Origin of the sequence: Parvibaculum sp. (genome assembly GCF_030694575.1) — a bacterium.
Lineage (GTDB): Bacteria > Pseudomonadota > Alphaproteobacteria > Parvibaculales > Parvibaculaceae > Parvibaculum.
The window spans coordinates 121,922-142,147 of record NZ_JAUYUS010000100.1 but is presented as its reverse complement, the minus strand read 5'-3'; the positions used below and the strand labels follow the sequence as shown (position 1 = coordinate 142,147).

At 64.9% G+C, this 20,226-nt stretch carries 21 protein-coding genes; 19 read left to right on the top strand and 2 right to left on the bottom strand.

Annotation, left to right across the window (positions count from 1 at the left end):
• Positions 1-8 precede the first annotated feature (8 nt).
• The 9 genes from rpmD (at position 9) to Q8S60_RS14635 (ending at position 7,021) form a co-directional block, all read left to right on the top strand.
• Positions 9-215, top strand: a complete 207-nt coding sequence (gene rpmD, locus Q8S60_RS14675; protein ID WP_012111676.1) for a 50S ribosomal protein L30 — start codon at positions 9-11, stop codon at positions 213-215.
• Between the two features lie 36 nt (positions 216-251).
• Positions 252-734, top strand: coding sequence for a 50S ribosomal protein L15 (rplO, locus tag Q8S60_RS14670; RefSeq protein ID WP_305278244.1), 483 nt, complete (start codon positions 252-254; stop codon positions 732-734).
• Between the two features lie 54 nt (positions 735-788).
• A complete protein-coding gene (gene secY / locus Q8S60_RS14665) occupies positions 789-2,120 on the top strand; it encodes a preprotein translocase subunit SecY (RefSeq protein ID WP_305278243.1) in 1,332 nt (443 codons plus the stop codon).
• The gene (locus Q8S60_RS14660) at positions 2,117-2,734 is read left to right on the top strand and encodes an adenylate kinase (RefSeq protein ID WP_305278242.1); all 618 of its coding nucleotides are present in this window, start codon (positions 2,117-2,119) and stop codon (positions 2,732-2,734) included. The genes secY and Q8S60_RS14660 overlap by 4 nt, the downstream gene beginning before the upstream one ends.
• Before the next feature lie 149 nt (positions 2,735-2,883).
• Positions 2,884-3,252, top strand: coding sequence for a 30S ribosomal protein S13 (gene rpsM, locus Q8S60_RS14655; RefSeq protein ID WP_305278241.1), 369 nt, complete (start codon positions 2,884-2,886; stop codon positions 3,250-3,252).
• 67 nt (positions 3,253-3,319) lie between these two features.
• Positions 3,320-3,709: a 30S ribosomal protein S11 gene (rpsK, locus tag Q8S60_RS14650; protein ID WP_012111681.1), complete on the top strand. Its 390-nt coding sequence runs from the start codon at positions 3,320-3,322 to the stop codon at positions 3,707-3,709.
• A 156-nt stretch (positions 3,710-3,865) separates the two neighbouring features.
• Positions 3,866-4,882: a DNA-directed RNA polymerase subunit alpha gene (locus Q8S60_RS14645; protein ID WP_305278240.1), complete on the top strand. Its 1,017-nt coding sequence runs from the start codon at positions 3,866-3,868 to the stop codon at positions 4,880-4,882.
• Between the two features lie 52 nt (positions 4,883-4,934).
• Positions 4,935-5,354, top strand: a complete 420-nt coding sequence (rplQ, locus tag Q8S60_RS14640; RefSeq protein WP_305278239.1) for a 50S ribosomal protein L17 — start codon at positions 4,935-4,937, stop codon at positions 5,352-5,354.
• A 254-nt stretch (positions 5,355-5,608) separates the two neighbouring features.
• Positions 5,609-7,021: a DegQ family serine endoprotease gene (locus Q8S60_RS14635; protein WP_305278238.1), complete on the top strand. Its 1,413-nt coding sequence runs from the start codon at positions 5,609-5,611 to the stop codon at positions 7,019-7,021.
• A 5-nt stretch (positions 7,022-7,026) separates the two neighbouring features.
• Here Q8S60_RS14635 and bfr read toward each other — a convergent pair whose 3' ends face one another.
• The gene (gene bfr / locus Q8S60_RS14630; protein ID WP_305278293.1) at positions 7,027-7,509 is read right to left on the bottom strand and encodes a bacterioferritin; all 483 of its coding nucleotides are present in this window, start codon (positions 7,507-7,509) and stop codon (positions 7,027-7,029) included.
• A 124-nt stretch (positions 7,510-7,633) separates the two neighbouring features.
• Positions 7,634-7,840, bottom strand: a complete 207-nt coding sequence (locus Q8S60_RS14625; protein WP_305278237.1) for a bacterioferritin-associated ferredoxin — start codon at positions 7,838-7,840, stop codon at positions 7,634-7,636.
• Between the two features lie 180 nt (positions 7,841-8,020).
• Between Q8S60_RS14625 and Q8S60_RS14620 the strand changes: the two genes are divergently transcribed.
• From Q8S60_RS14620 to Q8S60_RS14575, 10 genes are all read left to right on the top strand, one after another.
• Positions 8,021-9,325 (top strand): replication-associated recombination protein A, encoded by a 1,305-nt coding sequence (locus Q8S60_RS14620; RefSeq protein ID WP_305278236.1) that lies wholly within the window; start codon positions 8,021-8,023, stop codon positions 9,323-9,325.
• Complete coding sequence (gene crcB / locus Q8S60_RS14615; protein WP_305278235.1) at positions 9,322-9,705, top strand: fluoride efflux transporter CrcB; 384 nt, start codon at positions 9,322-9,324, stop codon at positions 9,703-9,705. Before Q8S60_RS14620 ends, crcB begins: the two co-directional genes overlap by 4 nt.
• Complete coding sequence (locus Q8S60_RS14610; RefSeq protein ID WP_305278234.1) at positions 9,702-10,694, top strand: RluA family pseudouridine synthase; 993 nt, start codon at positions 9,702-9,704, stop codon at positions 10,692-10,694. The genes crcB and Q8S60_RS14610 overlap by 4 nt, the downstream gene beginning before the upstream one ends.
• The gene (locus Q8S60_RS14605) at positions 10,691-11,404 is read left to right on the top strand and encodes an HAD family hydrolase (protein ID WP_305278233.1); all 714 of its coding nucleotides are present in this window, start codon (positions 10,691-10,693) and stop codon (positions 11,402-11,404) included. The genes Q8S60_RS14610 and Q8S60_RS14605 overlap by 4 nt, the downstream gene beginning before the upstream one ends.
• Before the next feature lie 3 nt (positions 11,405-11,407).
• Positions 11,408-13,171 carry an AsmA family protein gene (locus tag Q8S60_RS14600; RefSeq protein WP_305278232.1) on the top strand — a complete coding sequence of 588 codons (1,764 nt, stop codon included), beginning with the start codon at positions 11,408-11,410 and terminating at the stop codon, positions 13,169-13,171.
• A gap of 219 nt (positions 13,172-13,390) precedes the next feature.
• Entirely contained in the window at positions 13,391-14,194 is an 804-nt protein-coding gene (locus tag Q8S60_RS14595) for an ATP12 family chaperone protein (protein WP_305278231.1), read from the top strand.
• 228 nt (positions 14,195-14,422) lie between these two features.
• Positions 14,423-15,955, top strand: a complete 1,533-nt coding sequence (locus Q8S60_RS14590; RefSeq protein ID WP_305278230.1) for an acyl-CoA carboxylase subunit beta — start codon at positions 14,423-14,425, stop codon at positions 15,953-15,955.
• Positions 15,956-15,966: 11 nt separating this feature from the next.
• Positions 15,967-17,982 (top strand): acetyl/propionyl/methylcrotonyl-CoA carboxylase subunit alpha, encoded by a 2,016-nt coding sequence (locus Q8S60_RS14585; RefSeq protein ID WP_305278229.1) that lies wholly within the window; start codon positions 15,967-15,969, stop codon positions 17,980-17,982.
• A 197-nt stretch (positions 17,983-18,179) separates the two neighbouring features.
• A complete protein-coding gene (locus tag Q8S60_RS14580; RefSeq protein ID WP_305278228.1) occupies positions 18,180-19,217 on the top strand; it encodes a hypothetical protein in 1,038 nt (345 codons plus the stop codon).
• Complete coding sequence (locus Q8S60_RS14575) at positions 19,214-20,086, top strand: hypothetical protein (RefSeq protein ID WP_305278227.1); 873 nt, start codon at positions 19,214-19,216, stop codon at positions 20,084-20,086. Before Q8S60_RS14580 ends, Q8S60_RS14575 begins: the two co-directional genes overlap by 4 nt.
• Positions 20,087-20,226: the final 140 nt, after the last annotated feature.

Here is a 20,226-nt window from a genome sequence, read left to right as displayed (position 1 = left end):
GACGAGCGATGTCAGCGAAGAAATCCGCCAGCAAGGCGACAGTGACCGTGCAGCAGATCGGCAGCCCGCTTCGGCGCGAGCCGTCGCAGCGCCAGACCCTGATCGGGCTTGGCCTGAACAAGATGCGCCGTACGAAGACGCTGGAAGACACGCCTGCCGTGCGCGGCATGATCAACAAGGTGGCCCATCTCGTCCGCGTCGTGGACGAGGCTTAATTTCTGGACAGGGCGTAAGGCTCGCGAGGCAATCCGATGAAACTGAACGAAATCCGGGATAACGAAGGCGCTCGCAAATCGCGCATCCGCGTCGGTCGCGGTATCGGCTCCGGCAAGGGCAAGACCGGCGGCCGCGGTGTGAAGGGCCAGAAGTCCCGTACCGGCGTCGCGATCAAGGGCTATGAAGGCGGTCAGATGCCGATTCATATGCGCCTGCCGAAGCGCGGCTTCAAAAATCTTTTCCGCCCCGACTACAACTCGGTCAATCTCGGCCGGGTGCAGGCGGCGGTGGATGCCGGCAAGCTCGACAAGGGCGCGAAGGTCGATGCGGCGGCGCTCGTCGCCGCGGGCGTCATCCGCCGCGTGAAGGACGGTGTCCGTCTGCTCGCCCAGGGCGAGCTCAAGGCGAAGCTTTCCTTCGAGGTCGCCGGCGTCTCGGCCAGTGCGAAGGAAGCTGTCGAAAAAGCCGGCGGTTCGGTGACGGTCGTTGCTTCCAAGGCGAAGGCCGCGGCCGAATAAGGCAGCGCTTCGATAACATGCGCCTCCGGCTCCGGTGTGCACAGGGTGAGATGAATGGCATCAGCGGCTGAACAGCTCGCGGCGAACCTCAACTTCGCAGCCTTCTCGAAGGCGACCGAGTTGAAGAAGCGCATCTGGTTCACGCTGGGTGCGCTCATCGTCTACCGGCTCGGCACCTATGTGCCGCTGCCGGGTATCGACCCCGCTGCGCTCGCGCAGGTCTTCAGCCAGCAGCAGTCCGGCCTGCTCGGCGTCTTCGACATGTTCGCGGGCGGCGCCATCGGCCGCATGGCGATCTTCGCGCTGGCGATCATGCCGTACATCTCGGCCTCGATCATCATCCAGCTGATGACGACCGTCTCGCCCCATCTCGCGCAGTTGAAGAAGGAAGGCGAGCAGGGCCGCAAGCAGATCAACCAGTATACGCGCTACGGCACGGTGCTTCTCGCGACGCTGCAGGGCTACGGCATCGCCGTCGGCCTCGAAGGCGCGCAGAACGTCGTCATCGATCCGGGTATCTTCTTCCGCATCACGACGGTCATCACGCTTGTCGGCGGCACCGTCTTCCTGATGTGGCTCGGCGAGCAGATCACGTCGCGCGGCGTCGGCAATGGCATTTCGCTCATCATCTTCTCGGGCATCGTGGCGGAGCTGCCGCGGGCGCTTGCCGGGACGCTCGAACTCGGCCGCCAGGGCGCGCTTTCGACCGCCATCATCCTTTTCCTCGCCGTCATGGTCGTCGTGGTCATCATGGCGATCGTCTTCGTCGAACGGGCGCAACGGCGCCTTCTCGTCCAGTATCCCAAGCGCCAGGTCGGCAACAAGCTTTACGGCGGCGACAGCTCGCATCTGCCGCTGAAGCTCAACACCGCCGGCGTCATCCCGCCGATCTTCGCGTCCTCGCTGCTTCTGCTGCCGGTGACGATCGCGAATTTCACCGCGGGGCAGGGGCCCGACTGGCTCAACAGCGTCACGGCGCTGCTCGGCCACGGCCAGCCGCTCTACATGGCGTTCTATGCCGCCGGCATCATCTTCTTCGCCTTCTTCTACACGGCCATCGTCTTCAATCCGCAGGACACGGCCGACAATCTGAAGAAGTATGGCGGCTTCATTCCGGGCATCCGCCCCGGCCAGCGCACTGCCGAGCATATCGACTATGTGCTGACGCGGCTGACGGCCGTCGGTGCGATCTACCTCACGATCGTCTGCCTTCTGCCCGAGCTGCTGATTTCGCAATACAGCGTGCCGTTCTATTTCGGCGGCACCTCGCTCCTCATCGTGGTCAGCGTGACGATGGATACCGTCTCGCAGATCCAGAGCCATCTGCTGGCGCACCAGTATGAGGGGCTTATCAAGAAGTCGAAGCTTCGCGGGGGCAAGCGATGAAACTGATCCTGCTGGGTCCGCCCGGCGCCGGAAAAGGCACCCAGGCGAAACGGCTGGAAGAGGCGCATGGCCTCGTTCAGCTCTCGACGGGCGACATGCTCCGGGCGGCCGTCGCGGCGGGCACGGAAATCGGCAAGATCGCCGAGGGCATCATGGCGCGGGGCGAACTCGTCCCGAACGACGTGGTGGTCGGCATCATTTCCGAACGGATCGAGCAGCCGGATGCGGCCAAGGGCTACATTCTGGACGGCTTCCCGCGCAACGTGGCGCAGGCGGAGGCGCTGGACGAGATGCTGGCCGGCAAGGGCACCACGCTCGATGCCGTGGTCGAGCTCGGCGTCGACGACGGCATCCTGCTGAAGCGGATCGAGACCCGCGCGGCGGAAACCGTAGGCGGCCCCCGGGCCGACGACAATGCGGAGGCGCTGGCGAAGCGCCTCACGGTCTATCACGAGCAGACGGCGCCCCTGATCGCCTATTACAAGGCCAAGGGCAAGCTCAAGACCGTGGACGGCATGAAGGACATGGATGAGGTAACCCGCCAGATCGAGGCGGTCCTCGGGATTTCAAAAAAGGAAGGGAATTGGCTTAGCCGGTTGACTGGGAAGAAGTAAATTCTATAATCCCGGCCTTCGCGGCGGTGCTTTCAGAGAAAAAACTGGCTAACGGCTGAAAATGGCGGAATTCCGCGGTTTTCGGGCGCTTGGAGCCGGGTTTTTGCTCAGGTGCCGGGTTAGGCGATTCCCGTAGTTAGGAGATAAAAGTGGCTCGTATCGCTGGCGTCAACATCCCGACCAACAAGCGGGTGGTCATTGCGCTGACCTATATCCACGGCATTGGCAACACCAAGGCCAAGGAAATCTGCAGCACGGTCGGCATTCCGGCCGAGCGCCGTGTGAACGAGCTGACGGACGCCGAGGTCATCCAGATCCGCGAGTCGATCGACCGCGACTTCATCGTCGAAGGCGATCTGCGCCGCGAAGTAGCGATGAACATAAAGCGCCTGATGGATCTCGGCTGCTATCGCGGCCTGCGGCACCGCAAGGGTCTGCCGGTGCGCGGCCAGCGGACGCACACCAACGCCCGCACCCGCAAGGGTCCGGCGAAGGCGATTGCCGGCAAGAAGAAGTAACGCACTCGAGGCATTGAAGCCGGGGCGCGTTCCTGCGTTACCCGCGTGACACGAAGGTTTAAGACGGATGGCGAAGGAAAAGACGCGCGTAAAGCGCAAGGAACGCAAGAATATCTCATCGGGCGTCGCCCATGTGAATTCGACGTTCAACAACACCATGATCACGATCGCGGACGCGCAGGGCAATGCGATTTCCTGGTCGTCGGCCGGGTTGATGGGTTTCAAGGGCAGCCGCAAGTCGACGCCCTTCGCCGCGCAGATGGCGGCGGAAGATGCGGGCAAGAAGGCCATGGAACACGGCATGCGCACCCTCGAAGTCGAGGTTTGCGGTCCGGGTTCGGGCCGCGAGTCGGCGCTTCGCGCGCTGCAGTCGGTGGGGTTCACCGTCACGACCATCCGTGACGTGACGCCGATCCCGCACAATGGTTGCCGCCCGCCGAAGCGGCGCCGCGTCTAAAAGACCGGTATCTGGCTGGCGGTCCCCCGGGGCTCGACCGGTCACGTCTGTTCGCACGATTGAATGGTGGAGCGGACGTTAAAGAGATCAGGTGGCGGATGTCTCCCGCCCGGTGCGCCCTCGAAGCGTGCCGCAAACGACGACGAGGTACTTAAATTGATCCAGAAGAACTGGGAAGAGCTTATCAAACCGAACAAGCTCGAAATCAATCCGGGCCATGACGCGCAGCGTTTCGCGACCGTCGTGGCCGAACCGCTTGAGCGTGGCTTCGGCCTGACGCTCGGCAATGCGCTGCGTCGCGTGCTGATGTCGTCGCTGCAGGGCGCGGCCGTTACCGCGGTGCAGATCGACGGTGTGCTGCACGAATTCTCCTCGATCGCCGGCGTGCGCGAGGACGTGACGGACATCATCCTGAACATCAAGAATCTCGCGCTGCGCCTTCATGCCGAAGGCCCGAAGCGCATGTCGCTGTCGAAGAAGGGCCCTGGCGTCGTCACCGCCGGCGACATCACGGCCGGCGCCGACATCGAAGTGCTGAACCCCGAGCTCGTGATCTGCACCCTCGACGAGGGCGCCGAGATCCGCATGGAGTTCACCGTTGCGCTCGGCAAGGGCTATGTCGCCTCGGACCGTAACCGTCCGGAAGATGCGCCGATCGGCCTGATCCCGGTCGACAGCCTCTACAGCCCGGTGAAGCGCGTTTCCTACAAGGTCGAGAACACCCGCGAGGGCCAGATTCTTGACTACGACAAGCTCACCATGCAGATCGAGACCAACGGCGCGATCACGCCGGACGATGCGGTGGCCTATGCCGCGCGCATCCTGCAGGACCAGCTCCAGACCTTCGTGAACTTCGAAGAGCCGGAGCAGAAGCATGTCGAGGAGAGCCGCCCCGAACTCGAGTTCAACGCGGCGCTTCTGAAGAAGGTGGACGAGCTCGAACTCTCCGTTCGCTCCGCCAACTGCCTGAAGAACGACAACATCGTCTATATCGGCGACCTGATCCAGAAGACGGAAAGCGAAATGCTCCGCACTCCGAACTTCGGCCGCAAGTCGCTGAACGAGATCAAGGAAGTCCTTGCCCAGATGGGTCTCCATCTCGGCATGGAAGTCCCGAACTGGCCGCCGGAGAATATCGAAGAGCTGGCGAAGCGGTACGAAGACCAATATTGAGTAAGCAACGCCGCGTCCTGACGACGCCGCACTAAACTGAGGAGTAGGGCCCATGCGCCACGGAAATTCCGGCCGCAAGCTCAATCGGACCGCAAGCCACCGCAAGGCCATGTTGGCGAACATGGCGATCGCGCTCATCAAGCATGAGCAGATCGTCACCACGCTGCCCAAGGCCAAGGAGCTTCGTCCTTACGTCGAGAAGCTCGTGACGCTCGGCAAGCGGGGCGACCTGCATGCGCGCCGTCAGGCTTATGCGGCGCTGCCCGACAAGACCTGGGCGGCGAAGCTGTTCGACATTCTGGGCCCGCGTTACCAGGAGCGTCAGGGCGGTTACATCCGCGTGCTGAAGGCGGGCTTCCGCCACGGCGACAGCGCCCCGATGGCGGTCATCGAATTCGTCGACCGCGACGAGAGCGCCAAGGGCCAGGACTCCGGTCCGGTGCTCGTCGAGGGCGAAGAAGAAGCCGCCTGATCCTTCGGGCGCTTCGGAAGATTTAAGGGCGGTGCTTCGGCGCCGCCCTTTTTCTTTTCCGGCCTCTCCCTCACCATGACAACACCGTAACGCTTTCCTCCCCAATTCCTCCTTGTCAGCGCGCACGGCGCCCACCAAAATTCCCCCGCGGCATCTATCGGGGGCTTTTGAGGCCGAATGCCCGTCCTTGTGCCGGGGCGTGCGCAATGGTGGTGGAAATGTTGTCGGAGTCTTCATACGGGGGAGCGTTTTCGATGGCGCTCGCCGCCGTCGTGCTGATGGCGGTTCTCGCCTTCTTTCCCTGGGCCGCGCGGGCGCAGGATGCGAGGGAGGTGCCGTCGAGCCGGGGCCAGGTTCAGCTTTCCTACGCGCCCGTCGTGAAGCGCGTCGCGCCCGCCGTCGTCAATGTCTACACCAAGCGCGTGGTGCAGGAGCGGGCGGGCTCGCCTCTCTTCAACGATCCCTTCTTCCAGCAGTTCTTCGGCAACCGGTTCAGCTTCGGCGTGCCGCGCGAGCGCGTGCAGCAGTCGCTCGGCTCGGGCGTCATCGTCGATCCCTCCGGCCTCATCGTCACCAACTACCACGTCATCAAGGACGGCCAGCAATTCACCGTCGCGCTTGCCGACCGGCGCGAGTTCGACGCGCAGCTCGTGCTCTCCGACGAGCGCACCGATCTCGCCGTGCTCCGCATCGACGCCGGCAAGCAGAAGCTGCCGCATCTCACCTTCAAGAATTCGGACTCGGTCGAAGTCGGCGATCTCGTGCTCGCGATCGGCAATCCGTTCGGCGTCGGCCAGACGGTGACGTCGGGCATCGTCTCGGCACTGGCGCGCACGCATGTCGGGGTTTCCGACTACCAGTTCTTCATCCAGACGGACGCCGCCATCAATCCCGGCAATTCCGGCGGCGCTCTCGTCACGATGGATGGGCGTCTCATCGGCATCAACAGCGCCATCTATTCGCAGACCGGCGGCAGCATCGGCATCGGCTTCGCGATCCCCTCCAACATGGTCGAGAGCGTCGTCGCTTCCGCGCATAATGGCGATCATGTGCGGCGGCCCTGGTTCGGCGCCTCGCTTCAGCCGGTCGATGCGGAACTCGCGCAGTCGCTCGGGCTCGACAGGCCGGGCGGCAGCCTCGTCCGCGACATCTATGCGGGCGGCCCGGCGGAGAAGGCGGGGCTGAAAGTCGGCGACGTCATCCGCACCATCGACGGCTTCGACGTCGAGGATCCGCAGGCGGTGCGCTACCGCTTCGCGACCAAGGGGCTCGGGGGCAAGGCGAGCGTCGGCTATACCCGGGATGGCGCGAAGCGCGAGGCGCAGGTTGCGCTCATCGCGCCGCCGGAAGACCCGCCCGCCGACGAAACGAAAATCGCCGGCCGCAATCCCTTCGCCGGCGCCACCGCCGCCAATCTCTCGCCCGCGATTGCCGACAAGCTCGGCCTCGACATCGTCGGCGAGCAGGGCGTCGTCATCGTGAATGTGGAGCCGGGCTCCGCCGCCAATCAGATCCAGTTCCAGCGCGGCGACATCATCGTCGAGGTCGCGGGCACGAAGATCGGCACGGTGCGCGATCTCGTCCGCGTAACGGCGGCCACACGTCCGCAATGGGACTTCTCGGTGAAACGCGGCGACCGCGTCTTCTCGGCGACGGTGGGCGGGTAGAGGCCCTAAGACCCCTCGCTGTCGCCCATCTGCGATTGCAGGTAGTTCTCCAGCCCCACCGACTTCACCAGGTCGAGCTGCGTTTCGAGGAAGTCGATATGCTCTTCCTCATCCTCCAGAATGTCCTCGAAGATTTCGCGGCTCACATAGTCGCGCGCCTGCTCGCAATAGGCGACGGCCTCCTTGTAGAAGGCGTGGCCCTCATATTCGAGCTTCAGGTCGCATTCCATGCACTCGACGACGTTCTCGCCGATCAGCAGCTTGTCGAGGTCCTGCAGGTTCGGCAGGCCTTCGAGGAAGAGAATCCGCTCGATCAGCTTGTCTGCGTGCTTCATCTCGTCAATCGATTCGCGGTATTCGACCTCGCCGAGCCGCTTGAACCCCCAGTTCCGGAACATCCGGGCGTGCAGGAAATACTGATTAATCGCGGTCAATTCGAGCTTCAGGGCCTTGTTCAGGAACTCGATGACCTTGGCATCGCCACGCATGTTCAACCTCATTCATTCGCATCTCGCACAAGGGTATGCCGGAGACGCAAAAGATCAAACCCGCATTTCAAAAAATGCAGTAATTACAATCAGTTGCAAATGAGTTTGAGAATATCTCGCGGGATCAGTCGGCGGCGGCGAGGATGTTTGCCAGCGCCGCTTCGTTACGCGCTTCCTCGATATAGGAGGCCAGCGCGGGCAGGCAGCGGCCGCATTGGGGCTTGCAGCCCATGGCGCGGTGAACGGCGGCGGGGGTTTCCAGATGCGGTGCCTCGGCCAGCGTCTCGCGGACGGTCCGGCAGTTCTTGGCATTGCACACGCAAACGATCATCTGAACTCGTTTCCCGCCCGGCTTTTTTGCCCAAATCCGGGGGTTTTCCCCTCGGAGGTGGGTACACTGCCAAAAGTGCGAATGGTTTGCAATAGCGTTGTGAATGCGAATCCATTGCATAAGTGTCGCAGGGGGTCTGGCCCCGTGAGGGGCCGCCGGAAACGTGCTAGATAGCGGCCCATGAGCAATCTTTTCGAAGCCGCCGGAATGGACGAGGGGGCGCCGCGCCCGCTGGCCGACAGGCTGCGGCCGAAGGTGCTCGAGGAGGTCGTGGGGCAGGAGCACCTGATCGGCCCCAAGGGCCCGCTCGGGCGCATGCTGGCGCAGGGCCATCTCTCCTCGGTCATTTTCTGGGGCCCGCCCGGCACCGGCAAGACCACCATCGCGCGCCTGCTGGCGGATCGCGTCGGGCTTCATTTCGAGCCCATGTCGGCGATCTTTTCCGGCGTCGCGGACCTGAAGAAAGTCTTCGAGGCGGCGCGCGGCCGCCGCTCCACCGGCAAGGGCACGCTTCTCTTCGTCGACGAGATCCACCGCTTCAACCGCGCCCAGCAGGACAGTTTCCTGCCCGTCATGGAGGACGGCACGGTGACGCTGGTCGGCGCCACCACCGAGAACCCCTCCTTCGAGCTCAACGCCGCGCTGCTCTCGCGCGCGCAGGTGCTCGTGCTTAACCGGCTGGACGATGCCGCACTCGAGGAACTTCTCGCCCGCGCGGAAAGCCACTACGGCGAAAAGCTGCCGCTGACGGAGGATGCCCGCGCCTCGCTCCGCGCGATGGCCGATGGCGACGGGCGTTATGCGCTCAATCTCGCGGAAGAGGTTCACGCCCTCCGGGTGGCGCAGCCGATGGATACGGCGGCCCTCATTACCGCCGTGCAGCGCCGCGCGCCGCTCTACGACAAGGGGCGGGAGGGACACTACAATCTCGTCAGCGCGCTGCACAAGTCGATCCGGGGGTCGGATTGCGACGCCGCGCTCTACTGGCTCGCGCGCATGCTGGTCGGCGGCGAAGACCCGCTCTATATCGCGCGCCGCCTCGTCCGCGCCGCGATCGAGGATGTCGGCCTCGCGGACCCTGAAGCCGTGCATCAGGCGCTCGCCGCCAAGGACGTGTTCGATTTTCTCGGTGCGCCCGAGGGCGAACTGGCGCTGGCGCAGGCTACGATCTATCTCGCCACCGCGCCGAAATCGAACGCCGCCTATGCCGCCTTCGGCGCGGCGAAGCGGTCCGCCCGCGACACAGGCTCCGTCGCGCCGCCGGCCCACATTCTCAACGCGCCGACCAAGCTCATGAAAGAGCTTGGCTATGGCGCCGGCTACGAATACGACCACGACGCGCCGCAGGCTTTTTCCGGTCAGGATTATTTCCCGGAGGAAGTCGGGCGGCAGGAATTTTACGAGCCCGTCGAGCGCGGTTTCGAGCGCGAGATCGGCAAGCGGCTAGCCTATTGGCGAAAGCTGAGAGAGGAGAGGAACGAATGAATTCCATTTTCGCCGTCGCCGTGGGCGGCGCCATCGGTGCCGCTGGCCGCCATTTGTTCAATCAGCAGATGGCGCGGCTTTTCGGGCTGAACTTTCCCTGGGGCACGTTCGGCGTGAACATTCTCGGTTCCTTGGTCATGGGGCTCATCATCGGCTTTTTCGCCCTCAAATACGATCCCTCGCCCGTGATGCGCAGCTTCATCACCACCGGCATTCTCGGCGGCTTCACCACCTTCTCGGCCTTCTCGCTCGACGCGGCCAACATGATCCAGCGCGGCGATCTTGGCCTCGCCGCGCTTTACATGGCGGGCTCCGTCGCGGGCGCCATCGGCGCTCTTTTCATCGGCCTCTGGATCGTAAGGGCGCTTTTTCCGGCATGAATCAGGTATCCCAAATCGACGTCTCGGAAGAAGAAGACGGCCTCCGGCTCGACCGCTGGTTCAAGCGGCGTTTTCCGATGCTCACGCATGGCCGCCTCGAAAAGCTGCTGCGGACGGGGCAGGTGAGGGTCGACGGGGCGCGGGCGAAAGCGAATGCGCGCCTTGCCACGGGACAGGTCGTGCGTGTGCCGCCGCTCGGCGAGGATGCGGAGAAGCAGGCGCCGAAGGCCGTTCACGGCCCGAGCGAGAGCGACGCGGAATATCTCCGCTCCCTCGTCATCCACAAGGACAAATCCGTCCTGGTACTGAACAAGCCCGCCGGCCTCGCCGTGCAGGGCGGCACGAAGACCGAACGGCATCTCGACGGCATGCTGGATGCGCTCACCTTCGAGGCGAAAGAGCGTCCGCGCCTCGTGCACCGGCTCGACCGGGACACGTCGGGCGTCCTCATCCTCGCGCGTACGGCGAAAGCCGCCGCCGCGCTCGCCCGCGCCTTCAAGCAGAAGGACGCGCAGAAAATCTACTGGGCGCTCGTCGTCGGCGTGCCGTCTCCGCGTCAGGGCACCATCGACCTCGCGCTGTCGAAGCAGGGCGGCCCGCGCGCCGAGCGCGTCTTCGCGGCGGAGAAGGGCGACGAGAACGCGCGCGACGCCGTCACGCATTTCTCTACCGTCTCGACGGCCTCCTGGAAGCTTGCCTGGGTCGCCTTCATGCCGCTCACCGGCCGCACGCACCAGATCCGCGCCCATGCCGCCGCCATCGGAACGCCCATCGTCGGCGACGGCAAATATGGCGGCGTCGACGCGCATCCGGGCGGTGAAATTGCGCGCAAGCTTCATCTCCACGCCCGCTCCATCGACATCGCGCATCCGGATGGCGGCCGCCTCTATGTCGAAGCGGGCCTGCCGCCCCACATGAAGGCAAGCTGGCAATTGCTCGGCTTCGACGAGCGCGACGCAAAGGATGCCTTTGCGGGGCTGGAAGAATGACCTCTCCCCTCCGCCTCGTCGTCTTCGATTGCGACGGCACGCTGATCGACAGCCAGCACATGATCGTGGCCGCGATGCACCACGCCTTCGAGGCGCATGGCCTCGATCTGTTGCCGCGCGAGCAGGTGCTTTCCATCGTCGGCCTTTCGCTCGACGAGGCGATCCATACGCTGGTGCCGCATGTAGAGGAGCCGCTTCGCCGCCGCCTCACCGAAGCCTACAAGGGCGCCTTCCATGAATTGCGCGTCCGCAAGGATCTTGCCGAGCCGCTTTTCCCCGGCGTGCGCGAGGTGCTGGAGGCGCTGGCCGCGCGCGAGGACACGCTGCTCGGCATCGCCACGGGCAAGTCGCAGCGCGGCCTGCGCCACGCGCTCGAAACGCACGGCCTCGGTCATTATTTCGTCACGCTGCAGACGGCAGACGACGCGCCCTCGAAGCCCCACCCCGAAATGCTCCGCCGCGCCATGCGGGCGGCGGGCGCCGCCCCTTGCGATACCGTCCTTGTCGGCGACACGAGCTACGACATGGCGATGGCGCGGGCGGCGGGAGCACATGCGTTCGGCGTCGATTGGGGCTATCATGAGCCCGAGATGCTGCGCGTCGCGGGCGCACATCTTGTGCTGTCGGATTTTTCCGGCCTCGCGCCCGCGCTCGATGCGATCTGGACTGACAGCGATGTCAGGGAGTCGGAAACCGCCGGAGGAGCATAGGCCATGAGGAAATTTCTTCGCTTCGTCGTCATCGTCGCCGTGCTGCTCGCGGGCGCGCTCTATGCGCTCACTTTCGTCGATCTCGGCCGCTTCAAGCCGCAGATCGAGGCGGCGGCGAAGGATGCCACGGGCCGCGTACTGACGATCGAGGGGCCTCTCCACATCGGCTTCTCGCTGGTGCCGACCGTCGTCGCCGAGAAAATCCGTTTCGGCAATGCGGATTGGGGCACGCGGCCGCAGATGGTCAGCGCCGAAAAGCTGGAACTCCAGGTGGCGCTGCTGCCGCTCCTCACCGGCGGCATCGACGTGCGCCGGGTGACGCTCGTCGGCGCCGACATCTGGCTCGAAACCGATAAGCGCGGCCGCGGCAACTGGGAATTCGGCGAGGCCGCCGCGCCCGCGCCGGAAGCGAAGACAGAAGGCGGCATGTCGCTCGCGCGCGTGCCGCAGCTCGACATTTCCGATCTCAAATTCGCCTATCGCGATGGCGAAACGGGAAAGGTCAGCGAAGCCGCCTTGCAGGAAGTGTCGCTCGTCTCGAAAGGCGCGGGCTTCCACGCCATCGTCGAAGGCGATGTGAACGGCTCGAAGGTTTCCTTCTCCGCCGACATTTCCGGTAACACCGAACGGGCCTCCCTCAGCGATGCCTCGCTCACCGTCGCGGATACGAGCATCGGCGGCGATCTCGCGCTCGACCTCCGCAAAAAGCCGAAATTCACCGGCGCGCTCACGGGCTCGGCCTTCGACGTGACGCCTTTCCTTGCCGGTGGCGGGGGAAGCGGGAAGGGCGGGCCGGTCTTCAGCCGCGATCCGCTGCCGCTCGACGCGCTCACTGCCGCCGACGCCGACATCGATTTGTCGCTCGGCGAGTTGCGCTACGGCAAACTGGTGCTCACCGATCTCAAGCTGCCGCTCAAGCTCGACAGCGGCAAGCTCGCCGCGCCGCTCACCGCCAAATATCGCGGCACGCCGGTCAAGCTCGCGCTCAGCGCGGACGGCGCCGCCGGCCGCGTCGGCATCGATGCGAATGCCGCCGGCTTCGACATGGGCAAGCTCCTCACCGATCTCGACCTGACGACGATGTTGAACGCGAAAGCGGATTTCGGCGCGAAGCTCAACGGGCGCGGCAAGTCGCTGCACGCCATCGCCGCGTCGCTGTCCGGCCAGACCAATCTCGTCATCGGCAAGGGCACGATCAATTCGCGCGCCTTTGCCATCGTCTCCGACGATCTCGTCAATGTGCTGATCCCGAACGGCGAGAGCGGCGACACGGCGCAACTCGTCTGCGCCATCAGCCGGTTCGATTTCAACGGCGGCGTCGGCAAGGCGTCGGCGCTGGCGCTCGAAACGTCGAGCCTCGTCACCACGGGTTCCGGTACGGTCGATCTCGGCAATGAGAAGATCGACCTCCTGTTCAAGCCGAAGCCGAAAAAGGCAAGCCTCGTCAGCCTCGCTTTCCCCGTCCGTCTGTCCGGTCCGCTCACATCGCCCACCGCCGGTCTCGACCGCACGGGTGTCGTCACGGGCGTTGCCACCGCCGTCGCGGGCACGGCGCTCACCGGCGGCGTCGGTGCGCTGTTGCCGCTGATGAGCACCGGCTCGGAGTCGGTCGCGGCCGGCGGCGATTGCAGCGGTGCCGCCGCCGCCGCAAATGAATCCTCCGGTATCGCCGGCACGATCGGCGGCGCCGCCGAAGGCGCGGCGAAAGGCGTCGGCGGCGCGATCGAGGATATCGGCAAAGGCCTCGGCGGCATTTTCGGGAGGTGAGGAGGAGGAAGAGGCTTCGTCATTTCCTTTCTTCCCACCCTCCCCCTGTGGGAGGGTCGAACGATCGAAGATCGTTCGGGGAGGGGGACTCCGCTCCGACAAAGAGAACGCGCTCTCGACTGAATTTTTATTTTCTTTCGCAACCCCTCCCCAAACGGCTTGCAGCCGTTTGACCCTCCCACAGGGGGAGGGTGAAGAAGAGGGAACACACGGACACCAATGACCGACAACGATAAAGCCGAAGACGCAGCCGCCGCCATTTTCGATCTGGCGCGCAACCGCACGCTCGACGAGCAGGTCGCGCATCCGGGCCGCGAGAAGCGCCGTGTACTGAAGCGCTTCTATAAAAGAGCCGAGGCAGCGCCGCACGAGAAAGGCCACGCGATCCTGCTCGACGGGCGCACGGTGAAGACGCCCGCGAAGGAGCCGCTCGCCGTGCCGGTTCCGGCGCTCGCCCGCGCCATCGCCGATGAGTGGGAGGCGCAGGCGGAAGAGATCGACCCGCGCGTCATGAAGCTCACCAAGCTCGCCAACACCGCCATCGACCTCGTCGCGCCGCGCCGCGACATGGTGATCGGCGAACTCGTCACCTATGCGGGGACGGACCTTCTCTGCTACCGGGCGGACGCCCCCGCCGAACTTGCCGCGCGCCAGTCCGCGCTCTGGGACCCGATGCTCGCATGGGCGGCCGGGCTCGGCATTTCCTTCACCGTCACCACCGGCCTCATGCATGTCGCGCAGCCCCAGGCCGCGCTCGATGCCTACCGCGCGCAGGTGGCCGCGCTCGACCCCTTCCGCATTGCCGCCCTCCATAACGCCGTCACGCTTACGGGCTCCGCCGTCCTCGGCCTCGCCGTCGTCCTTGGCCGCCTGACCTCGGACGAGGCCTTCGCCGCCGCCCATCTCGACGAGGCCTGGCAGATGGAACTCTGCGGCGAGGACGAGGAGGAGGCCGCCCGGCTCGCCGCCCGCCGGGCCGAGCTTCTGGAAACCGGCCGTTTCCTCGCCCTCATGGATGCCTGACGCAGCGTCCTTCCGGCCTTCCGCCGGTTCATTAATTGCTTCCGCCCCCTCAATAAGAATGGCGTCCAAGCCATTGGCAAAAACGAGATTTCGGTGCTATTCAGGTCGCCTCGCGCGACGCGACAGCGCCAGCGGGCCGCTTCACTTGAAGCCCGTATCCCGGCGTTCGGAACAAGGTCAGATACCCGCCCCTCGGGTGGCGGTTTCTCCGGTTATTGAGGGGGCGGCATGAAGGACATTCTTCGTCGGCTTGAAGAGCGGCGCCAGGAGGCGCGGGCAGGCGGCGGGCAGAAGCGCATCGATGCGCAGCACGCCAAGGGCAAGCTCACCGCGCGCGAGCGCATCGAGCTGCTGCTCGACGAAGGCTCCTTCGAAGAGTTCGACATGTTCGTCGAGCATGACAGCCATGAATTCGGCATGGAGAAGCAGAAGATCCCCGGCGACGGCGTCGTCACCGGCTGGGGCACGGTCAATGGCCGCCCCGTCTTCCTCTTCGTGAAGGACTTCACGGTCTTCGGCGGCTCGCTGTCGCGCAGCCACGCGAAGAAGATGACCAAGGTTCAGGACATGGCGCTGAAGACCGGCGCCCCGATCATCGGCCTCTTCGATGCGGGCGGCGCGCGCATCCAGGAAGGCGTGGACGCACTCGGCGGCTATGGCGACGTCTTCACGCGCAACGTCATGGCGTCCGGCGTCATCCCGCAGATTTCCGTCATCATGGGCCCCTGCGCCGGCGGCGACGTCTATTCGCCCGCCATGACCGATTTCATCTTCATGGTCCGCGACACCTCCTACATGTTCGTGACCGGCCCCGATGTCGTGAAGACGGTGACGAACGAAACCGTCACCTCCGAACAGCTCGGCGGCGCGTCGATCCACACCACCAAATCCTCCGTCGCCGACGGCGCCTGGGACAATGACGTGATCGCGATGACGCAGATCCGCCGTCTCGTGGATTTCCTGCCGCTTTCCAACAAGGACGAAGTGCCGGAGCGCCCCTTCTTCGACGACGCGCTCCGCGTCGAGACCTCGCTCGATACGCTCATCCCCGCCAACCCCAACATGCCCTACGACATGAAGGAGCTGATCCTGAAGGTCGTGGACGAAAGCGACTTCTTCGAAATCCAGGAGAGCTTCGCGAAAAACATCATCACGGGTTTCGCGCGCGTCGAGGGCCGCACCGTCGGCATCGTCGCCAATCAGCCGATGGTGCTCGCCGGCGTGCTCGACTCGGATGCCAGCCGCAAGGCGGCGCGCTTCGTGCGCTTCTGCGACTGCTTCAACATTCCGATCGTCACCTTCGTGGACGTGCCGGGCTTCCTGCCGGGCACCGCGCAGGAATATGGCGGCCTCATCAAGCATGGCGCCAAGCTTCTCTTCGCCTATACGGAAGCGACCGTGCCCAAGGTCACCGTCATCACGCGCAAGGCCTATGGCGGTGCCTATGACGTCATGTCCTCGAAGCATATCCGCGGCGACATCAACTATGCCTGGCCGACCGCCGAAATCGCGGTCATGGGTGCCAAGGGCGCGGTGGAAATCATCCACCGTCAGGACATCAAGGACCCGGAAAAGATCGCGGCCCATACCAAGACCTATGAAGACCGCTTCCTCAATCCCTTCGTCGCGGCCGAGCGCGGCTATATCGACGAAGTCATCATGCCGCATTCCACGCGGGTCCGCATCGCGCGGGCCCTCGCGCTCCTTCGCCACAAGGAGCTCGAGAACCCGTGGAAAAAGCACGACAACATTCCGCTCTGAGAGGCGATCCCATGTTCAAGAAAATCCTGATCGCCAACCGGGGCGAAATCGCCTGCCGCGTGATGAAGACCGCGAAGAAGATGGGCATCAAGACGGTGGCCGTCTATTCCGACGCCGACAAGGACGCGCTCCATGTCGAGATGGCGGACGAGGCCGTACATATCGGCCCGCCGCCCGCCGCACAGTCCTATCTCATCATCGACAAGATCATCGCCGCCTGCAAAGAGACCGGCGCCGAGGCGGTTCACCCCGGCTACGGCTTCCTGTCGGAGAATGCGAAATTCGCGCAGGCGCTCAAGGATAACGACATCGCCTTCATCGGCCCGAACATCAAGGCCGTCGAGGTGATGGGCGACAAGATCGAGTCGAAGAAATTCGCCAACGCCGCGAAAGTGAACACGGTGCCGGGCTATCTCGGCGTCATCAAGGATGTCGCCGAAGCCACCAAGATCGCCAACGAGATCGGCTATCCGGTCATGATCAAGGCCTCGGCCGGCGGCGGCGGTAAGGGCATGCGCATCGCCTGGTCGGAGAAGGAAGTCGCCGACGGCTTCACCTCCTCCATGTCGGAAGCGAAATCCTCCTTCGGCGACGACCGCGTCTTCATCGAGAAGTTCGTCACCCAGCCGCGCCACATCGAAATCCAGGTGCTCGGCGACAAGCACGGCAACGTCATCTATGTGATGGAGCGCGAATGCTCCATTCAGCGCCGCAATCAGAAGGTCATCGAAGAGGCGCCGTCGCCCTTCCTCGACGAGGCGACGCGGAAGGCGATGGGCGAGCAGTCCGTCGCGCTGGCGAAAGCCGTCAACTACGAAAGTGCGGGCACGGTCGAGTTCATCGTCGACAAGGACCGCAATTTCTACTTCCTCGAAATGAACACGCGCCTGCAGGTCGAGCATCCGGTGACCGAGCTCATCACCGGCATCGATCTTGTCGAGCAGATGATCCGCGTCGCCTATGGCGAGAAACTCTCGATCAAGCAGTCGGATGTGAAGATCAAGGGCTGGGCGATCGAAAGCCGCGTCTATGCGGAAGATCCCTACCGCAATTTCCTGCCGTCGACCGGCCGCCTCGTGCGCTACCAGCCGCCCGCGGAAGGCACGCATAACGGCCTCACCGTCCGCAACGATACCGGCGTCTACGAAGGCGGCGAAATATCGATGTTCTACGATCCGATGATCGCCAAGCTCTGCACGCATGGGCCGGACCGTCTCGCCGCCATCGACCACATGGCGGTCGCGCTCGACCAGTTCCACATCCAGGGCATCCAGCACAACATTCCCTTCGTCAACGCGATCATGGAGCATCCGCGCTTCCGCGAGGGCCGGATCACCACGGGCTTCATCGCCGAGGAATATCCGGATGGTTTCCACGGCGTGCCGATGTCGGATGACCGCGCGGTGAAGCTTGCCGCCATCGCCGTCTTCATGAACGAGGTTCATGCCGCGCGCGCGGTGCAGATCAGCGGCCAGCTTGCGGGCCGGCCGCGCAAGCTGCCGAAGGAATGGGTCGTCTCGGTCGACGAGTGGAACCAGCGCGTCGAGGTCGAGGATGCGGGCGGCGCCTGCCGCGTCGTCTTCCTCGACGAGAAGGGCGGCCGCAAGGAAACCCATCTCGTCCGTTCGGAATGGGTGCCGGGTCAGGCCGTCTTCCGCGGCGAGGTCGATGGCGTCACGATGGTGGTCGAGATCGTCCGCGCCAAGCAGGGCTATCACCTGCGCTATCGCGGTGCCTCCGCCCATGCCGTCGTGCGCACGGCCGTCGGCCACCGCCTCAACGCGCTGATGCCGGAGAAGATCGCCGCCGACACCTCGAAACTCCTCCTCTGCCCGATGCCCGGCCTCGTGAAAGCCATTCACGTCGAGGTCGGCCAGGAAGTGAAGGCAGGCGAGGCGCTCGCCGTCGTCGAAGCGATGAAGATGGAAAACATCCTCCGCGCCGAAAACGACTGCACCGTCGAAAAGATCAACGCCGCCCCCGGCGACAGCCTCGCCGTCGACGCGGTCATCATGGAATTCGCGTAGGCCCCTCACCCTTCCGCCGTCTGACGACGGCTCCCTCCCTCTCCCCAAAGGGGAGAGGGAAGGGGCCCGCCCAAGGCGGGAGGGGTGAGGGGGCGCGCCACCCGCTGCCTTCAATGCAGCAGCCCCCACAGCACTGTCTCCCACCTCCCTCCCGCGCTATAGTCCTCCGGGGGCGGCAAGAATCGCAGGGAGATACCATGCGCGGCGGAATCCGGTCGGCCTTTTTCATCCTCGTTCTCGTCCTTGCGGGCGGTCCGGCCCTCGCGGCGCCCGAGGCGCCTGCCAGCCGCGCCGTCGAATGGAAAAGCGGCGACGATGTCTTCGCCGCCGCCGAGGAACTCACCATCGACCGCGAGATCGCGGGTTCGCTCACCGCCGCCGGCCAGATCGTGATCCTGACGCGCGACGCCGACATCGCGGGCGACACATGGATCGCCGGCCGCCGCGTCGCCGTCGAGGGCGAGATCGGCCGCGACCTCTCCATCCGCGCGCAGGAGGCCCTCGTCAATGGCCGCGTGAAGGGCGATGTCAGCTTCTACGGCCTCGACCTCGCGCTGGGCCCCGATGCGCGGATCGACGGCAACGTCACCTATTACTCGCCATCCGCCGCCGAGATCGACAGGGGCGCGCGCATCGCCGGCGAGATCAACGGCAATGCCTTCGAGCCGCCGGCGGAGAAGGAGCCGCGCGGCGTCACGCGCGAGCGCTGGCGAGAGAACCACATGCGAGAGCAGTGGGACGGCCGCGGCCTCGCCGCGCCCGGCTATCACATGACGGCGGGGGGCGCCGTCTTCTTCGGTGCGCTCGCCGTTCTCTTCGCGCTCGCCGCGCCCGTCACCTCGCGGCGGATGCGCGACGGCCTCGCCGGCGAGCCCGTGCTCGCTTTCGGGCTCGGGCTTCTCTGGCTCGTCGGCGTGCCTGTGCTGATCGTCCTCGTCGCCATCACCATCGTCGGCCTGCCGCTCGCCTTCCTTCTGCTGCTGCTCTGGCCGCTCGGCATGATCTTCGGCCTCGTCGCCACGCTCGCGGCGTCCGGCGAATACATCGCGAGCCGGTTGCGCGAAACGGGCAAGGGCACGCTCGGCCGCATCGTCGGCATCATCCTCGCGACGGCCATCATCTGGATCGGCATCTCGATCCCCGTCCTCGGCGCGCTCATCTGGCTCGCCGTGGTCGCGCTCGGCATCGGCCTCCTCTATATCGGCTTCCGCACGATCGAGCGCACGCCATTGTGAGCCTCGCAGCCGATGTCATCGCGCGCCACCCCGCGCTCCTCCCCGGCATCAAGCGGCAGGCGGAGGTGCTGCTGGCCGCCTATGACGGCAATCCTCGCCTGTCCTCCATCTTCGCCACCCAACAACGCTGGCTGATGGCGCACATCGGCCTTGCACTTTATTTCCGGCGCGGGCCCGCCGACCTCCGCAACGGTCTCACCGTAGCGCGCTTTCTCGACAAGGTCAGCGATCACGGTGTGGCGAGCCAGAACACGGCGGATGCCTTCGCCAGGGAAATGCTCAAATATGAAATCGTGCGTCTGCTGCCGAACGAGTACGACCGGCGCCTCAAGCCGATGGAGCCGACAGAGGCAACGCTCGACGCCATCGCGAGTTGGGTCGCGCTCCATCTTGCGACGCTCGACAGTCTCGACGGCGGCGCGCGCGCTGCCGATTTTGCGGCGAATCCAGCCGCACTCGCCGCGCTTCAGCCAATGATCGCCGAGGGGTTGCTGACGCTGGATGCCATTCGCGAGCCGGCGGGCACGTTTTCGCTCTTCACCTGGCTCAACAATGGCGGCGTCGTCATGGAACGGATGATTGCCGGTCTCGGCGATGCCGAAGCCGGCGTCCCGCGCGTGCCGACCTCCATCCATTCCGTCGCCGGCATGGCGGAGTGGTTGCGCCTGTCGCGCACACATCTCACCCGCAAGCTGCGCGAGGCGCAGGCGCTTGGCAGCATCGGCTGGGAAGGCGAGCGCGGCCGCTCGCCGATGTGGGTGTCGGCGGATTTCCTCGCCGAGATCGCCGCCGCGCAGGCAGCGAAACTCGCCGTGATCGACGCGGCATACGATGCGTGTTTCGGTGGTCGGGAAATGTTGACGGATTAAAGCCAGTCCCCTTTCTTCCACCCTCCCCAAAATTCCCCCCAATAAAAGTCAGCCCGGAACCGTTGCGGACAATTGACCGCCAGCAAGCGCCCTCATAGCTTCTGCGCATCGGCCGACGCGCGAATGGGGTTGCGTCGGCC

Excerpts from the sequence above, each read along its gene's own strand:
- Q8S60_RS14585 (WP_305278229.1), top strand. The coding sequence starts at position 15,967 with ATGTTCAAGAAAATCCTGATCGCCAACCGGGGCGAAATCGCCTGCCGC.
- Q8S60_RS14610 (WP_305278234.1), top strand. The coding sequence starts at position 9,702 with ATGAATCAGGTATCCCAAATCGACGTCTCGGAAGAAGAAGACGGCCTC.
- Q8S60_RS14595 (WP_305278231.1), top strand. The coding sequence starts at position 13,391 with ATGACCGACAACGATAAAGCCGAAGACGCAGCCGCCGCCATTTTCGAT.
- Q8S60_RS14600 (WP_305278232.1), top strand. The coding sequence starts at position 11,408 with ATGAGGAAATTTCTTCGCTTCGTCGTCATCGTCGCCGTGCTGCTCGCG.
- rplQ (WP_305278239.1), top strand. The coding sequence starts at position 4,935 with ATGCGCCACGGAAATTCCGGCCGCAAGCTCAATCGGACCGCAAGCCAC.
- Q8S60_RS14660 (WP_305278242.1), top strand. The coding sequence starts at position 2,117 with ATGAAACTGATCCTGCTGGGTCCGCCCGGCGCCGGAAAAGGCACCCAG.
- Q8S60_RS14620 (WP_305278236.1), top strand. The coding sequence starts at position 8,021 with ATGAGCAATCTTTTCGAAGCCGCCGGAATGGACGAGGGGGCGCCGCGC.
- secY (WP_305278243.1), top strand. The coding sequence starts at position 789 with ATGGCATCAGCGGCTGAACAGCTCGCGGCGAACCTCAACTTCGCAGCC.
- Q8S60_RS14635 (WP_305278238.1), top strand. The coding sequence starts at position 5,609 with ATGGCGCTCGCCGCCGTCGTGCTGATGGCGGTTCTCGCCTTCTTTCCC.
- Q8S60_RS14605 (WP_305278233.1), top strand. The coding sequence starts at position 10,691 with ATGACCTCTCCCCTCCGCCTCGTCGTCTTCGATTGCGACGGCACGCTG.
- rpsK (WP_012111681.1), top strand. The coding sequence starts at position 3,320 with ATGGCGAAGGAAAAGACGCGCGTAAAGCGCAAGGAACGCAAGAATATC.
- crcB (WP_305278235.1), top strand. The coding sequence starts at position 9,322 with ATGAATTCCATTTTCGCCGTCGCCGTGGGCGGCGCCATCGGTGCCGCT.
- bfr (WP_305278293.1), bottom strand. The coding sequence starts at position 7,509 with ATGCGTGGCGATGCCAAGGTCATCGAGTTCCTGAACAAGGCCCTGAAG.
- rpmD (WP_012111676.1), top strand. The coding sequence starts at position 9 with ATGTCAGCGAAGAAATCCGCCAGCAAGGCGACAGTGACCGTGCAGCAG.
- rplO (WP_305278244.1), top strand. The coding sequence starts at position 252 with ATGAAACTGAACGAAATCCGGGATAACGAAGGCGCTCGCAAATCGCGC.
- Q8S60_RS14590 (WP_305278230.1), top strand. The coding sequence starts at position 14,423 with ATGAAGGACATTCTTCGTCGGCTTGAAGAGCGGCGCCAGGAGGCGCGG.
- Q8S60_RS14580 (WP_305278228.1), top strand. The coding sequence starts at position 18,180 with ATGCGCGGCGGAATCCGGTCGGCCTTTTTCATCCTCGTTCTCGTCCTT.
- Q8S60_RS14625 (WP_305278237.1), bottom strand. The coding sequence starts at position 7,840 with ATGATCGTTTGCGTGTGCAATGCCAAGAACTGCCGGACCGTCCGCGAG.